We start from the raw sequence: 15595 nt of genomic DNA on the forward strand, positions 1-15595 counted from the left end.
GTCGTCATGACGGCCTACCACACCATCCTCGTCGACACCGACGGCTCCGACCGCTCCTACCGGGTGATCGACCACGCCGCCGAACTCGCCCGCGCCAGCCACGCCCGCCTGCTCATCCTGTGCGCCCGCCACGACATCGACGCCCACACCCTCGGCCCCGACCTCGACCGGCTCGGACCCGACGCCTACCAACTCCGCGGCACCACCCCCACCGACACGATCCTGCGCACCGCCCGCCACCACGCCACCGCCCACGGCGCCACCGACATCACCACCCACATCCTGGCCCCACCCACCCTGCACGCCCTGCTGCACCTGGCCGCCACCACCGGCACCGACCTCATCGTCACCGGCCACCCCCACCGCCACCCGCTGCTGGCCCGCTGGCTACCCACCCTGCCCATCGAACTCGCCCGCCACGCCCACTGCGACATCCTCATCGTCCACGCCCCGCCCGACAATCCACCCCACCTGCCACCGAACCCCGCAGACCGGCACTCGACGACTGTCCCGTAAGCCGATCGGCCACCGGAACACCACGATCCGCGGACTGCCGCCCAGCTCGCAGGTGTTCCGTAGAGGTGTTCCGCGTACCGTCCCGCTCAACCCCCGCTATCCGGAACAATTCCGGGTATGGGTGAACCGTTCCGCGTCGGATACTGCCGTTGCTCCACCGATGAACAAGACGTCGAGATCCAAACCGACCAACTCCTCACTCTCGGCGTTCCACGCGACCGGATCTTCATCGACACCGGGTTCTCCGGCACCACCCGCCGCAACCGCACGGGCCTCGACAACGCGCTCGCCGCAGTGACCTCGGCAGCGGCGGCCGTCAGCGGGCGGCAGGTCGTGCTGACCACAACGAAATTCGACCGATTCGCCCGCAACATGGCCGAAGCCGGAGAAATCCTCACCGACCTGCGCAAGCGCGATGTCCTGTTCGGGCTCGGCAGCTCCGTCTACGACTGGAACGACCCGTTCGGCAAACTCTTCCTGCAAACCCTGGCCATGGTCGCCGAATTCGAGGCCAACCTGGGCCACCTGCGCACCCGTGAAGGCATGGCCAAGGCCCGCGCCAAGGGCCGCCTCAAGGGCAAACAGCCGAAACTGCCTCTCGCAGCACGCAAAACGATCCACCGCCGCTACCACGACCCCGGCGACGACGCCAGCCTGGCCGACCTCGCCGAGGAATACAGCGTCGGTCGCTCCACCATCCACCGCATCATCAGCAGCCCCGCCCCACCCCGCATCTGACGCAAACCAGCGCACCGCCCGAGCCGATCACGACGGCATCGTCGCTGGTCCAGCCATATGTGTTGTTTTCCGCGCGATTACTACCGGAACCCCCACCTCTCAGCACGTCGCGTCGACGCTCCTGCGTCGCCCCTGGACGACCCACTCGACACGCCCGCAGCACAGGCCGTGTGACGTGCCCCAGCTTCCCGGACGGTCGGGGTTGGGTGGCTGTGATGTCGCTGCGTTCTCGTCGAGGGGGTCAGCAGACCCGATCAGGGTCGATTGGGATGAGCCGCGAAGGCGGTCAGGTCAGGGCGGCCGAAGCCGGCCGGCGGGGTTGCGTCGGTCACGTCGAGGTCTTTCGGATGGATGGCGTAGGAACCTCCATCGTCGGGAGACCTCGACGTCTATCTGCGGACCGACGCGCCCGACCGACCTACACCCTCATCTGGGAAGAGCCGTCAATCCGAGCAATTACGCCGGGGCTGTCCGCCGAATCGTAGAGTGCCTTGCCCAGTTCAAGCACCCCGCGTTCGAAGCGGAGACCGAGTGGCGCCTGATCTACTCGGCCGGCCACGACTACACAAAGAGTGATTTCCGCATCTCGGCGGACGGGATGCTGATTCCTTACCTGCAACTGCGATGCACTCCGTACACCAACCTCTATGATCCCACTGACGATTTCCTGTACTCGGGAAAGCTAGTGGAGTCGGTTTGGGTAGGCCCCAGCCCTGACCAGAAGCTTCGCGCAGAGTCGTTGGCGAGGATGCTTCGCCAATGGTCATTTTCTGATGTTCGAGTCGAGACGAGTGAGACTCCGTTCCGCGGTTGACTGGTCTGCGGTCCCTATTTGTTCACCAATTTCACCCAGCCCTTCGGTGGAACTATTTCGCATGCCGGGAATACCGTCTTGTCATCATAAGTATGCTCTCCCACGGGGAGGTTTTGGGCCAACGAAAAATCGCACCCACAAAAGTCGACAATTACATCCTTAAACCTTACTCCGGTAAAACGTACTTGGTCAGCTGTGAACAGAGCTTCCCTAAAAGTAACTAAAGCCGCATCTCGGAACTGTGGGCTGAGCTGAGCGAGCTTTCCGATGAACCTCGCTTTGGTGAAATCTATATTCACGCAGTCGAGGAACCGTGCTGATCCGAAAATGACACCATCGCCTGCAAACAAGGCATTTCGGAACTCAACCGTATCCCCGTTGAACCCGGTACGAACGAACCTCACGATCCCGCCGGTGGACTCTAGATCGTTGAAGCAAGCTCCTGAATTGTTAAATACAGTGTTCGAGAACCATACATCCCCGCCCGCGAATCGCACCCCTTCAAATGAGGTATTTGAGCAGTCGAAGACAGCGTCTGCGAATGTTACCGTTCGGCCAGAGAACTCGGCGAGCCGGAATGAGGCCCAGTCTCCGGTAAAGCGTGCGCCTGTAAATGTGACATGCCCACCGAACACGCATCCTGCGAATTCGGCGTTATGAAGGTAGGCACCAGCGAGGTCGAGGTCCATGTAGCTCCACGGACCGGGATATCGTCGCACCGAAGGCACCACCGGGAGATTCCGGAGGTGGGAGGCGAGTATCCGCACGATGGTCTCGCGCACTTCACGGTCGTTCATCAGGTACTCGTGGTGTTCCTCCGACCCGGTCTTGCTGTCCTTCTCCACCTTTTTCTTAAGGCTCGCTGGCCGGTCGATCCCGACAGCAGAGTCGAAGGGAGAACGTACGTAGCTACACAGCACGTTCACGCATGCATGCGCTTCACGCCGTCGCTGATCTTCGTCGATATCGAAGTCGTTAAGCCACTCGTCGGCAAGAGCCTCCATCGCCGAGACCCCTGTCAATCGTATGATCAAGGCCGGTGCAGCGAGTTGTTCTGCAATGGAATCGAAGCGCGCCCGGCGATCACGGATGATGCCGTCGCGCCGGTCGTCGTAGTCTTTACCGGCAGCGCGGTAGTCCGCTTCGGCTTTGAGATTGTTCGAGTCGTCAAGAGACTTCTGTCGACGGTAAGCAAGCAGCACACCAGGGACAGCGACCGCCGCGGCGCAGATCAATCCGACGGTTCGGCCGATGCCGGCAAGGTCCGCACTGAGCACTGCAACTCCATCCGGAGTTGACCACTCGGCTACCAGCAGAACCAGCAAAACAGCGACGATGAAGGCTCCGGCAGCAAGTCCGAAAATTGCCGACGGCGACGTGTGTTGGACTGTTGTCCAGGTGCGTTGAGGTCGTCGGTGCCGATCCAGCTGATTCAAACGCAAGCCTCCTAATCGATCGCGGACCCCGAATCCGCACAGTGAAGATAGAGAGTAATGGCGACTAGGGCTCGCTTCTGACTCGTACGCAGGGTTACGTACATCGCAGGCATGGATCTGATCGTGCTGGTTCGATCAGCTCTTCTATCGGGTGGTATTTGTCCATGCCCTGGCGTTAATCGTCAGACGGTGGCTTCCACTCTTGCGCGTCGTAGCGCCGCGTACATCGCCGACCTCGAGAGCCCACTGATCTCACAAAGCTGCGCGGCGCTGTACTGACCGGATTCGTAGTCGTCGAGCAGTCGCTTGTGTTGCAGAGCCGAGAGTTTCGGCTGCTTGCCTTTGAGTCGGCCGGCCTTCTTGGCCTCGGCCATTCCTTCCTTCGTCCTGGCCCTGATCAAGTCGGACTCGAACTCGGCCATCAATGCGAGCATGCCGAAGAAGAGCTTGCCGGTCGGGTCCGTGGGGTCATGGATGGACCCACCGATGCTCAACCGGGTGCCTTTCGCCTCGAGTTCGTCGGCGATGGCGCGCAGATCGACGGCGGAACGACCCAACCGGTCGAGTTTCGCCACGACCAACGTGTCACCGGTGCGACACGCGGCCAGTGCTTCGCGCAGACCGGGTCGTAGGCGGTTGCGGCCGGTGTAGCCCTTGTCGGTGTAGATCCGGTCCGGATCGACGCCGAGGCGTTTGAGCGCTGTGCGCTGCGCTCGCAGATCTTGGCCTTGAGTGGAGCATCGGGCGTACCCGATGAGGATTTCGGTCACCAGGCGACGATAGTCCGTCATAGGCCGCCTATCCGGGACCGACATGCAGGACGGTTAACCAGCACACCCTTCGAGGCCGTGATCTGTGATGGCGTTCGGGGGCGGGGCCGTTTCGGGTGTGCTGGTGGAGGATCGTCTTACAGGACACCTTCTCGCCGCAGGAATCGTTGTCATGAACGCGATCAGAAAATGCAAACAGAAGGCGGAAGAGAGCTGGGCCCGATGCGAGTCTGTCCAGAATCGAGCGTCCGATGCTCTGGTCGGCGACCTGGCCGACTTAGAAGCCCTACCGGATTCGTTCCGTGGACATCCCGTCGACGGCGGCCGTCGTGCGTCCGAACAGACGGCGCCGATACACGAAGTCGCGCCCCAATCGACTAACCGTTGAAACCTCAAACCTACGGTCCCGCAACTTTTGAAAATGCGATGAAAAAATTCATCACGACTTCAAGAGGTCGTTCAACAACGTAGTTGGTGCACCTCGTTTGGTACACTCAACTCAAGGTAGGAGGAGTAATGGGATTCGAAGTGTTCGACAAGAGGATGGCCCCACTGGCGAAAGCTCCCAGTGTGACCATCCAGAAGCGTGGAATCTTCTCCATCAACAAGGCCGCACACAAGCTCATTGGAGAGCCCTCGTCGGTGGAGCTCCTGTTCGACAAGGACAACCAGGTCATTGCGTTGCGTGAATCCGATCAACCGCACGCATACACGGTTCGGCCTCAGTCTGCGCGGAAAGACACAGGACAGGTCATCATGTCGGCGACTGCGTTTACGCAGTTCTATGACATTGACACGACCATCAGCCGCCGATACAAGCCATACGAGCAAGACGGAATGCTTTGCATAGACCTCAAGGGTCCGAGCATAGAAATCGTGGGGAACCGCTCGAAACGCACTACGGATAACCATTCGGAGGGCGACGACTCTTAAAAGACTTCTGGCCTGGTCCCGTTGGCGCGGGGCCAGACCAGTAACCGGTCCGAGGACGCGGTTGATGACTGTGCAAGTCTTCTCCAGCGTAGCGGAGTCCCTAGGGACGCGTGTCTCTACTCCTCATCCTCGGGCCAACTACCTGATGAGGAGGGCCTCATGGCTCCTATCACCAGCGCGTACGGGATCACTGGTCCCGTACCGTTCCTGGATGTCGATGTCACTGTCGACAACAAGTGGTTCCTTGATCCACGGGCCATTCGACTCCACCAGCGAGCGGATCCCTTCGCGGTCAAGGCGAACGAGTGCACCGAGACGTTCTTCGAGGAAGTCCTCGATTGCGTCACCCGAGGAGACGTCCGGCGCGGACTGTGGCTTCTTGAGCAGTTTCCCGAGCCATGGGAAACCCGGTTGGGTCTTGCAAAGAGTGGGTTCAGCGGCCATGGCGGCGCTAGCGAAGTCGGATCCTGGATCTGGAGGTCACTCAATGAAGACCTCAAGGCCTTCATCGTGCTTGGTCTTTTCAAAGAGATCGAGGAGTTGCCGCTCTTCATAGAGGGCATCGACAAGGACATCACATCGGACATCACGACACGTATCATTTTCGACGCGCTGGCCGAGTTCACGTCCTACATGGTGGATCAATACCCGGAGTTCACGGCCGGTGAGCATCGAGTAGAGACGTTCGGGTGCCAAGCGTGGGATTCTTCAACTCGCGGCTGGGTTGTCAAAGCGTTCGAGCTTCCCGTTGCAGCTGGCAAACCTCTTCTTCTCGTTCCCCAGGGATGGGCACGTCAGAATCTGCTGATGTCTGCCTCTCGCTATTACGAGACGAAGGTGCTGGGTTACGCCCAGCTCGAGCGGGCGGTACCACTGAGCACAGGCAAGCTGCTCAAGACGCCGAAAGATCAGTTGAAGACCGTGCCGGGGCTGGGACGCGGCCGAGTCACCAACCTCGATGTCACTCGTCGAGCTCATGAGAACAACAACGATCTCATCGCTGAGTTCAAGCAGTTCGTCGACATGAAGTGGACGCCGCCCGACGGCGACCAGCGTATCGCGTAGGACTGTTGTCGCGGCGGGCCTTGGCCCGCCGCGACGTTTTTCGCCAACCTATGTCGACGGGGCTCGAGCAGCCTTCAGTCGTGAATGAGTCGACAATGTCCATGGTTTTTTGCGCTCACCGTGGTCACCCACTGGACAGCTCCACGATGCGATACGGGTTGTTGTTCTCATCGCACCAATCGTGTGATCCATTGACGCTTCTAAAGTTTCAATCGGTGTTCACATGGTGCGGTGCGCCTCGCACGCAGATCATCGGGTCGAACGGTCCACGCTCTGCTGGGCGGCACCCAGAAAGAGAACACCCCGAATGGGTGACGGACCGACGCACTCTCGATGACGGCGCCGAACCCTACACTGTCCACGCAGCGCAAGACGACCGGGAACGTGCGGCCCTGGCCGCGGCGGCCGGACGACATGAAGGGTGGCATTCCGATCGACCCCGAACTCGGTGAGTGCTGGAGACCTGGAACGCGCACCCACGAACTCCACCGCCCTGTCGTACCAGTGAGGCCGACGCGTGGGTGAGGCGTGGAACGAGGTCAGCCTCAAGGACGCACGAGGTTCACTCGACAAGGAGGTCTACGCCGTGGTCGAGGACCTCGTGAAGAACAAAGGGTGGCGCCTGCGGGCACAGGGTCACAAGTACGCGGTGTACTGCCCGTGTATCGACGGTCGGGCCAACTTCATCACGCTGCCAGGAACGTCGAGGAACCCGGGAAACGCCGCCAAGCGGGTGAAGCGCTCCGCATCACGCTGCCCGGATCGGCACGAACTGATGAAGTGAGATCAACCCTGTTGCCAATTGACAACAGATGCGGAAATGCGCATGCTGGAAGCATGTCCCCGACCGAATTCGAGCTTATTTTCGTGACCCCGGACCTCACCGGCCCGGGTGACGACCGTGTCGCGATGGTCGAGGAGCATCTGGACGTTGTGGTCGAGTCCCACAGCGGTCTCACCCTCGCGACCGTCACGGCGGAGGGCGCCGACGCGGTCACCGCGGCCCTGTCCGCGGCAGCTGTACTGTCCGCGTGTGGGCTCTCGCCAGTGCGGTCCTACCCGGACATGGTCACCCGCCAGGACATCGCTGACCGTGCCGATGTCTCACGCCAGGCGGTCGGCAACTGGGTGCGCGGGGAACGTATGCAGTCCGACCCTTTCCCCACCCCGGTCAACCTGGTCGGTGGCGGGGTCTGGTTGTGGGGCGATGTCGTCGCTTGGCTCCGGCGACACGGACATGACATCGAGGACCTGAAGTTTCCTTCGATCGCCGAGCATGCCCGCATCGACACTGCCCTGCTGCAGACTCCGACGCGCTCGGCGACGTTCGCTGGGCATGTGACCCTGTCCGGCGAACGGGCCACTGCCTTGTACGCCCCCTCCGTCAGCGCACCCCACCAGCACTGGGCTGGGGAGAGCTTCCAGTCGAGCTACGCCCTCGCCATATGAGCGCGACCCCGCAACCTCGCACGGTCACCGACGCCCGCGAGCTGCTCGAGCTCGCCGAACTCACCGACATCGTCTTCTACGAAACCTATGCGCGACGCACCCCGGACGGCGAGGACAACCCCCTGGACATCCAGATCGCGCTACGCCGTGAGGAATTCGTCTTCGAGATCCGCTGCCGGGCTACTGTCGCCGGCGCCGGGGGCGAATACCTGACCGACGCGTCGGCCGTGTTCACTTTGCACGAGCCGATCGAAGCTCCCGACACCGTCGTCGCCGAATTCGTCGAACGCGTCGGGGTGATGTCCGTCTATCCCTACCTCCGTGAGTCCATCACGCAGTCCGCGGCCAAACTGGGCCTCGACCGTCCCATCCTGAAACTGCTTCGCCCCGGCGATGTCCACGTCACCCCCGACGATCAGGGAGCGAACGCCGCTGGTTGACGTGCCGTGGTGGTAGCCGGATTCGCGTTCGCCTCAACTCGGCGGTGAGAGGGAGGATCGAGCCCTGCGACTCTGATATGCCGCGTCATTTCCTTTCGCCGAGCGGTTATCCATGGCGCCCAGCACATGTGCACAGCCGCTCTGCACCGGCGCTGTCGAGCCGAGGCAAAGCGGACGGTGCAGGAACAAGCGCTGGAGGCGGTCAACTAGCCGGAGATGTCGTCGTTTCGATGTGGCACAGCCGCTGCGAGCGGGTCGGTTTCAGGCGGGCCGAGTGAGCAGTGAGGCCAGATCGTCGGGGATCGGCATCGGGGTCATCAACCCCGCTGCAGTACGTCCGGTGTTTCCTTCGGGGTAGCGACCTATCGCTGAGCCGGGGGCGGCGACCAGGATCCTGATGACCTGGCCCATGGCCTCGCGGCGATCGCGCTGGCGCAGTGCGAGGCCGAGCATGGCGAGGTGGTTACGCGTGTGCGGCCAGGGGTAGGGCTGGGACAGGATGTGGGCGCGTTCGAGGTGGTGCCAGCGTGCGGTGTTGTCGTCGGTGTGGCGGGCGGCGGTCATTTCCGCGATGTAGACCGTGCGTAGAGAGTCGGGCATTCGGCTCATGGCGTGGAGTCCTTCCTGGTGGAGTCGAGGAGCAGTGCGCCGAAAACGAGGACGACACCGCAGGTGATGTAGGTGTCGGCGAGGTTGAAGGTGGCAAACCATCCAGTGTGGAAATAGTCGGTGACTTTGCCGTCGAGGAAGCGGTCGATGACGTTGGCGGTGGCGCCGGCGACGATCGCGGCGAGACCGAGGGTCTGGAGCGGATGACTGTGGGGTGCGGTGCGCCAGGCGTACACAGCGATCGCCGCGGTGATGGCCGCGGTGACGGTGAGAACGACGGCGGTGGGGAGCTGATCGCCGAGGCTGAATGCGACCCCGGTGTTGTAGGTCAGGCGCAGTTGCAGCAGACCGAGATCGAGTGCCCGCCCACCGGCTAGCGCGTCGCGTGCCACCGGATCGAGGATCAGCGCAAGAGCAGCCAGCGCGCCGGCGAGTATTACGAGACTGCCGCGTCTGCGACGCTGCCCGGCCGGGGCACCCGAGGGTGTGGCAGAGCTGTCATCCAACGTCATGACCTGACTCCGGTGGCCGGTTCCGGCATCTTTGTCGATTGTGTGGCGGCGGTGAGGGTTCGGGCACGTCCGGCGCGGACCCCGTTGGCGATCACGACGATCTCGGCGACCTCGTGAACCAGGACGACCGCCGCCAGGCCGAGTACCCCGAACAGGGCCAGGGGCATCAGGACGGTGATGATCGCGAGCGAGAGGCCGACGTTCTGCAACATGATCGTTCGTGATCGTCGGGCATGCTGCAGGGCTTGGGGTAGATGCCGCAGGTCCTCACCCATCAGCGCGACGTCGGCGGTCTCGATCGCCACGTCGGTGCCCATCGCGCCCATCGCGATCCCCAGATCGGCGGTGGCCAGGGCCGGGGCGTCGTTGACGCCGTCGCCGACCATCGCCGTCGGCCGTGTACCGCGGAGGCTGTCGATGATGCGGGCCTTGTCCTCCGGACGCAGATCGGCGTGCACCTCGTCGATACCGACATCGGCGGCCAACGCTCGTGCGGTGCGCTCGTTGTCGCCGGTGAGCATCGCCACGGTGTAACCGTCGCGGCGCAGCCCCGCAACGACGTCGCGGGCTTCGGGACGCAGTTCGTCGCGCACCGCGATCGCCCCGATCAGGGCACCGTCGCGTTCGATGAGCACCGCAGTGGCTCCGGCGTGCTGCATCCGCTCGATATCGGCAGCCAGAGGGCCCGGGTCGATCCACCCGGGCCGGCCCAGACGGGCAGGAATGCCGCCGAGGTGACCGGTCAGTCCGGCACCGGGGACCGCGTCGACGTCCTCGGCGGGGGTGTAGTCGTCGACGGCGGCGAGGATCGCTGCAGCGAGGGGATGTTCACTGCGGGCCTCGAGCGCAGCGGCGACATTGAGGACGTCGGCGCGGGTGGCGCCGCCGGTGGTGGCGACGTCGATGACCTCGGGGCGGTTGCGGGTCAGGGTGCCCGTCTTGTCCAGTGCGACGGTGCGGATCCGGCCCAACGCTTCGAGGGCGGCACCGCCCTTGACCAGGACACCGAGCTTGGAGGCGGCGCCGATCGCGGCAACCACGGTCACCGGGATCGCAATCGCCAGCGCACACGGGGACGCAGCGACCAGCACTACCAGTGCGCGTTCGATCCACACCAGCGGATCACCGAATACGCTGCCGATCGCGGCGATCAACGCCGCGGCGACCATCACCCCCGGCACCAGGGGCTTGGCAATCTTGTCGGCCAGGCGCTGGGCCTCGCCCTTGCGGGACTGCTCGGCCTCGACGATCTTCACGATCTTGGCCAGCGAGTTGTCCTGCGCGCCGGCGGTGACCTCGACCTCGAGCACGCCGGTGCCGTTGATCGACCCCGCGAACACCTCGGAGCCCGGTCCGGCCTCGACCGGCACCGATTCCCCCGTGATCGCGGAGGTATCCAGGGCGGTGCGCCCGGTGCGGATGGTGCCGTCGGTGGCGAGCCGCTCCCCGGGTTTGACGATCATGATCTCCCCGAGCCCCAACTCCGCGGGGGCGACGGTCTGTTCACGGCCGCCGCGCAGGACGGTGGCAGTGTCCGGCACCAGATTCAGCAGGGCACGCAGGCCCCGTCGGGTGCGAGTGACCGCGTACTCTTCGAGGCCCTCACTGATGGCGAACAGGAACGCGAGCATCGCGGCTTCGCCGACCTCGCCGAGCAGCACGGCGCCGACGGCAGCGATCGTCATCAGGGTTCCGACCCCGATCTTGCCGCGGGCCAGCCGCTTGAGGGTCGAGGGGACGAAGGTGTAGCCGGCGACGACCAGCGCCACCGCCTCGAAGCCCGTCCCGAGAGCGTCGGGCCCACCGGTGACGCGGACGATCAGGGCCGCAATGAGCAGGACACCCGCGGCGGCAGCGGCCCGGATCTCGGTGACCTCCCACCACTTGTCGGGCTCCTGGTCGTCTTCGCCCTCGACGCGGGGTTCGTCGGGGCCGCACCCACATGCGTCGCTCATGCCGTCACTCCCGTGTCGGTGTCGGTGCCGTAGTTCGGGCACAGCGCGACGGCGTTGCCCGTGGCGGCCAAGAGGGTTTCGGCCGAGGCCAGCAGGTCGAGCAGTTCCGGTCGGGCCAGCGAGTAGAACACCTGCCGGCCCTGCGGGCGGCCTTGCACCAGGCCGCAGTCCCGCAGGCATGCCACGTGCGCCGACACTGTCGATTGCGCCAATCCCAGCTCGCCGACCAGGTCCGCTACTCGGGATTCCCCGGCGGCGAGGCGGCGCACGATGGCCAGGCGGGTGCCGTCGGAGAGGCTGTGGAACAACGCTACCGCCGGATTCACTGCGTCGTCGGCGAGGCAACCGACTTCATTGATCGTCATATGACGATAATAACCGGATTCCATCGATATGAGTAGGGCGGAGGCGGCGCGGGGCTGTGCCTCGGAGTAGCGCCACACGGCTGACGCCCCCACGGGCCCGCGACGATTCAGGGTCCGCCTTGCCAGTTCGGACGCGCCACCCCGAAACGAAGGCGCACGCAGGGGCGCCTCAGCACAATCGAGCTTTTACCTGCGTTTTCGGCGCGCGAGAACCCGGCGCGGCACGTCCCGCTGCCCGCCTACCGGCGTCCGACCAAAATACTATCTCACGTAGTATTTCGGTCGGACGACAACGGAAGAGGGCCCATGTCCGCCAGAACTGCATGGTCGATCGCATGTCTATTCGCCATCGCCGTGCTCATGGTGGCGCTGTGGCCCCGACAGGAGGACCACGCCGTGACCCCAACGGATTCCGGGCTACATCCGACGGCGGTGTCCGCGCTGCCCGCTCCGGCCCGCAGCGCCGCGCCCGGCCCGGTCGCCACACCGCCCTGTCCGACCGGCACGGCCGCCGAGGCCGAGGGACCTCTGGCAGACGTCGCGGTGCAGTGTCTGGGCTCGGACCAATCCGTCGATCTCGGGAGCGCTCTGGCCGGGGAACCGGCTCTGCTCAACCTCTGGGCGTCGTGGTGCGGGCCGTGCCGGGAGGAGATGCCGGTGCTCGACGCCTACGCCCGCGAGCCCGACGCGGTGCGGGTGATCGGTGTCAACGTGCAGGACACCGGGTCCTCCGCCGCGGCGCTGATGACCGACCTGGGCATCGGTTACCCCTCGTTCGCCGACACTGACGGCCGGGTGCAGCAGGCACTGGCCGGCCCACCCGTGCTGCCGTTGACCTTCCTTCTGCAGCGGGACGGTTCGGTGGTCCGGATCGCCTCTCCCGCAGTGTTCTCCGACCCCGGGCAGGTCCGTGCCGCGGTGAACGGGCTGCTGCGATGACCGGCGCGACCCCGGCAGGCGGACAGGTGTGTCGCCTGCTGGGTCGAATGGTCCTTGCCGTGATGGTGCTGGTGGGGGTGAGCGCGTGCGGCACCGGATCCGACGCCGTCGCCCAGGGTGGCACCTTCGATTTCGTCGCCCCTGGCGGACAGACCGACATCTTCTACGATCCACCGGCAGAACGCGGCGCTGTCGGCTCACTGTCCGGCCCGGACCTGATGACCGACGGCGTGACCGTCGATCTGGCCGACTATGCCGGAGAGGTGGTCGTGCTCAACCTGTGGGGCCAGTGGTGTGCCCCGTGCCGCAGCGAAGCCGACGATCTCGAACGCGCCTATGAAGCCACCCGGGATCTGGGGGTGCAGTTTCTCGGCATCAACGTCCGCGACCCGCAACGCGACAAGGCCCAGGACTTCGTGATCGACAACAACGTCTCCTATCCCTCGATCTACGACCCGCCGATGGCGACCTTGACCGCCCTCGGCGGCACGTTTCCCACCAGCGTCATCCCGTCCACGCTCGTTCTCGACCGGCAGCATCGCGTCGCAGCGGTGTTCCTACGGGCGCTGCTGACCGAAGACCTGCAACCGGTCATCGAACGAGTGGCGGCCGAACAATGATCATGCTTGCTCAAGGAATCGGTGCGAGTTTCCAGGAGGCGGCCGCGTCCGGGCCACTGCTGTTGGCGGTGGGCGCCTGCGTGTTGGCCGGGTTGATTTCGTTCGCCTCCCCCTGCGTGGTGCCCCTGGTTCCCGGCTATCTGTCGTATCTGGCCGGGATCTCCGGAGCTGACGCACCGGCGCTGACCACCGAGGAACGGGCCACCACTACCGCGGTGCGTACCACGGGCCGATGGCGGGTCACCGGAGCGGCCGGCTTGTTCGTCGCCGGTTTCACCGTGGTGTTCGTACTGGCCACCGCCTCGGTATTCGGGGTCATCGGGGCGTTGCGGATCAACCAGGAGCTGCTCCAACGTCTCGGCGGGGTGGTCACCATCGTGATGGGCCTGGCGTTCATCGGCTTGATCCCGGCGCTGCAGAAAGACACGCGGTTCGCGCCCCGGCGTATTTCCTCGCTCGCCGGCGCCCCGCTGCTCGGTGGGGTCTTCGCGCTGGGATGGACACCGTGCCTGGGACCGACGCTGGCCGGGGTCCTGTCCGTGGCGGCCGGTACCGAAGGCACCACTGCCGCCCGCGGCGTGGTGTTGATCGTCGCGTACTGCCTGGGGCTGGGACTGCCGTTTCTCGCCTTGGCATTCGGCTCGTCCTCGGCCCTACGCAGCGTCGGATGGCTTCGCCGACATTCCCGCACCATTCAAATCGTCGGCGGCGTGATGCTCCTCGGGGTCGGCATCGCTCTGCTGACCGGAGCATGGGAGCTGTTCATCGCGTGGATTCGCGACGAGTTCGTCACCAGCACGGTACTACCGATATGACCGTCACCGACCGGAACCCGGCACCGACACCGCCGCTCCCGCAACCTTCTTCGTGGCAGCGCGCAGTCGCAGCCGCCCGGAACCTGTGGCGCCAACTCACCTCGATGCGCACCGCCCTGGTGCTGCTGTTCCTGCTCGCCGTCGCCGCAATCCCCGGGGCACTGCTGCCGCAACGCAACCTCAACGCGGGCAAGGTCGACGAGTACATCGCCGCCCGCCCGGTGCTGGGCCCGCTCCTCGACCGGCTCGAACTGTTCGACGTGTTCGCCAGCTTCTGGTTCACCGCCATCTACGCGCTTCTGATGATCTCGCTCATCGGGTGTCTGCTCCCGCGCCTGCGCGAGCATCTGCACGCGCTGCGCAGTGCTCCGGTCGCGGTACCGCGCAATCTGTCACGCCTGCCGCATCACCATCGGGGGTTCCTCGAGACCCCGGTCGATGCCACCGGCGCGCAGGTACAGACCATGCTGCGGCGCTGGCGGACGGTCACCCGCACCGACGACGACGGGAATCAGGAGATTTCCGCCGAGAAGGGGTACCTGCGTGAGGCCGGTAATCTGGTCTTCCATTTCTCCCTGGTGGGGTTGTTGGTGGCGGTGGCCGCCGGCCGACTGCTCGGCTACGAGGGCTCGGTGATCGTCATCGCCGACGGTGGCCCGGGGTTCTGCAACACCTCCCCGGCGGTGTACGACTCGTTCCGCGCCGGCACCGCCACCGACGGCACCGGACTCGATCCCTTCTGCCTGAGGGTCGAGGACTTTTCCGCCGACTACCTCGACAACGGCCAGGCGGAAATGTTCACCTCGAACATCTCCTACCAAAGCGGAGAAGATCTGGGCACCGGCCGCTGGCAGCAACACCGGTTGCGGGTCAACGAACCGCTGCGCCTCGGTGACGAACGGGTCTACCTCACCGGCCACGGCTACGCCCCCCGATTCACCGTGACCTTCCCCGACGGGCAGCAACGCACCGAAACATTGCAGTTCGCCCCGCAGGACGCCACCACGTTTCTCAGCAGCGGAGCCATGCGTTTCGATCCGCCCGGCGGTACCTATCCGGACCCGGACGAGCGCCGTCGCAACCAGATTGCGCTCGAAGGGTTGTTCGCCCCCACCGCAGCATTCGACGGCACCCTGCTGACCTCGGTGTTTCCCGACATGCGCGATCCGGCCGTGGCCATCGACATCTACAAGGGCGACACCGGTCTGGACACCGGTATCCCGCAGTCGATCTTCACGCTGAACTCCGAAATGATCAATCAGGGCCGGCTGGTCAAACAGGCCCGGGTCAATCTGCGGCCCGGCGAGTCGACGACACTCGCCGACGGCACGAGTGTGCGGTTCGACGGCGCCGAAGAATTCTCCTATCTGCAGGTCTCCCATGATCCCGCCCAGAACTGGGTGCTGGTCTTCGCGATCACGATGATGGGTGGTCTGCTGGCCTCACTCGTGATCACGCGCCGCCGGATCTGGGTGCGGCTGCGCCCCTACGGCACCGGCACCGCCCTCGAACTCGGCGGATTGGCCCGCACCGATCAGGCCGGATGGGGATCGGAGTTCACCACGATCTGCCAGCGCCTGCTTCCCGACACTGCTCTTCCTGCGCAGAAGGACCGATAA

At 64.6% G+C, this 15595-nt stretch carries 17 protein-coding genes; 11 read left to right on the top strand and 6 right to left on the bottom strand.

The features are described 5' to 3' along the window. Window positions 1-6 precede the first annotated feature (6 nt). Together ACSYG9_RS28080 and ACSYG9_RS28085 are read left to right on the top strand one after the other, a co-directional pair. Window positions 7-516, top strand: a complete 510-nt coding sequence (locus ACSYG9_RS28080; RefSeq protein ID WP_010596699.1) for a universal stress protein — start codon at window positions 7-9, stop codon at window positions 514-516. Between the two features lie 117 nt (window positions 517-633). Next, on the top strand, window positions 634-1254 hold the full coding sequence (locus tag ACSYG9_RS28085) for a recombinase family protein (protein WP_010596700.1): 621 nt from the start codon (window positions 634-636) through the stop codon (window positions 1252-1254). A gap of 828 nt (window positions 1255-2082) precedes the next feature. Here ACSYG9_RS28085 and ACSYG9_RS28090 read toward each other — a convergent pair. Together ACSYG9_RS28090 and ACSYG9_RS28095 are read right to left on the bottom strand one after the other, a co-directional pair. Further along, on the bottom strand, window positions 2083-3393 hold the full coding sequence (locus tag ACSYG9_RS28090; protein ID WP_440127845.1) for a pentapeptide repeat-containing protein: 1311 nt from the start codon (window positions 3391-3393) through the stop codon (window positions 2083-2085). Between the two features lie 293 nt (window positions 3394-3686). After that, window positions 3687-4274, bottom strand: a complete 588-nt coding sequence (locus ACSYG9_RS28095; protein ID WP_440127844.1) for a recombinase family protein — start codon at window positions 4272-4274, stop codon at window positions 3687-3689. A 516-nt stretch (window positions 4275-4790) separates the two neighbouring features. Between ACSYG9_RS28095 and ACSYG9_RS28100 the strand changes: the two genes are divergently transcribed. From ACSYG9_RS28100 to ACSYG9_RS28120, 5 genes are all read left to right on the top strand, one after another. Next, complete coding sequence (locus ACSYG9_RS28100; RefSeq protein ID WP_422626344.1) at window positions 4791-5207, top strand: hypothetical protein; 417 nt, start codon at window positions 4791-4793, stop codon at window positions 5205-5207. A 159-nt stretch (window positions 5208-5366) separates the two neighbouring features. Then, window positions 5367-6272, top strand: coding sequence for a hypothetical protein (locus ACSYG9_RS28105; RefSeq protein WP_440127843.1), 906 nt, complete (start codon window positions 5367-5369; stop codon window positions 6270-6272). 517 nt (window positions 6273-6789) lie between these two features. Then, complete coding sequence (locus tag ACSYG9_RS28110; protein ID WP_440127842.1) at window positions 6790-7056, top strand: hypothetical protein; 267 nt, start codon at window positions 6790-6792, stop codon at window positions 7054-7056. 53 nt (window positions 7057-7109) lie between these two features. After that, a complete protein-coding gene (locus ACSYG9_RS28115; RefSeq protein WP_440127841.1) occupies window positions 7110-7721 on the top strand; it encodes a helix-turn-helix transcriptional regulator in 612 nt (203 codons plus the stop codon). Continuing rightward, entirely contained in the window at window positions 7718-8161 is a 444-nt protein-coding gene (locus ACSYG9_RS28120) for a hypothetical protein (protein ID WP_440127840.1), read from the top strand. The genes ACSYG9_RS28115 and ACSYG9_RS28120 overlap by 4 nt, the downstream gene beginning before the upstream one ends. A gap of 261 nt (window positions 8162-8422) precedes the next feature. Here the strand turns inward: ACSYG9_RS28120 and ACSYG9_RS28125 are convergent, their stop codons facing one another. The 4 genes from ACSYG9_RS28125 to ACSYG9_RS28140 are packed head-to-tail and all read right to left on the bottom strand — an operon-like array spanning window position 8423 to window position 11602. Next, window positions 8423-8770, bottom strand: a complete 348-nt coding sequence (locus ACSYG9_RS28125) for a DUF3703 domain-containing protein (protein ID WP_440127839.1) — start codon at window positions 8768-8770, stop codon at window positions 8423-8425. Then, window positions 8767-9282 (bottom strand): signal peptidase II, encoded by a 516-nt coding sequence (gene lspA, locus ACSYG9_RS28130; RefSeq protein WP_440127838.1) that lies wholly within the window; start codon window positions 9280-9282, stop codon window positions 8767-8769. Before lspA ends, ACSYG9_RS28125 begins: the two co-directional genes overlap by 4 nt. Continuing rightward, a complete protein-coding gene (locus tag ACSYG9_RS28135; RefSeq protein ID WP_440127837.1) occupies window positions 9279-11237 on the bottom strand; it encodes a heavy metal translocating P-type ATPase in 1959 nt (652 codons plus the stop codon). Before ACSYG9_RS28135 ends, lspA begins: the two co-directional genes overlap by 4 nt. Next, a complete protein-coding gene (locus ACSYG9_RS28140; RefSeq protein ID WP_440127836.1) occupies window positions 11234-11602 on the bottom strand; it encodes a metalloregulator ArsR/SmtB family transcription factor in 369 nt (122 codons plus the stop codon). Before ACSYG9_RS28140 ends, ACSYG9_RS28135 begins: the two co-directional genes overlap by 4 nt. A gap of 306 nt (window positions 11603-11908) precedes the next feature. On the opposite strand from ACSYG9_RS28140, the gene ACSYG9_RS28145 reads away from it, so the two are divergent. From ACSYG9_RS28145 to resB, 4 genes are read left to right on the top strand one after another with little or no spacing between them, the layout of a single operon-like run. Then, a complete protein-coding gene (locus tag ACSYG9_RS28145) occupies window positions 11909-12541 on the top strand; it encodes a redoxin family protein (RefSeq protein ID WP_440127835.1) in 633 nt (210 codons plus the stop codon). A gap of 47 nt (window positions 12542-12588) precedes the next feature. Then, complete coding sequence (locus ACSYG9_RS28150) at window positions 12589-13161, top strand: redoxin domain-containing protein (RefSeq protein ID WP_440127918.1); 573 nt, start codon at window positions 12589-12591, stop codon at window positions 13159-13161. Beyond that, window positions 13158-13976: a cytochrome c biogenesis protein CcdA gene (locus tag ACSYG9_RS28155; RefSeq protein ID WP_440127916.1), complete on the top strand. Its 819-nt coding sequence runs from the start codon at window positions 13158-13160 to the stop codon at window positions 13974-13976. Before ACSYG9_RS28150 ends, ACSYG9_RS28155 begins: the two co-directional genes overlap by 4 nt. Continuing rightward, window positions 13973-15595: a cytochrome c biogenesis protein ResB gene (resB, locus tag ACSYG9_RS28160; RefSeq protein ID WP_440127915.1), complete on the top strand. Its 1623-nt coding sequence runs from the start codon at window positions 13973-13975 to the stop codon at window positions 15593-15595. The genes ACSYG9_RS28155 and resB overlap by 4 nt, the downstream gene beginning before the upstream one ends.

This window comes from Rhodococcus sp. SJ-2 (assembly GCF_053750035.1).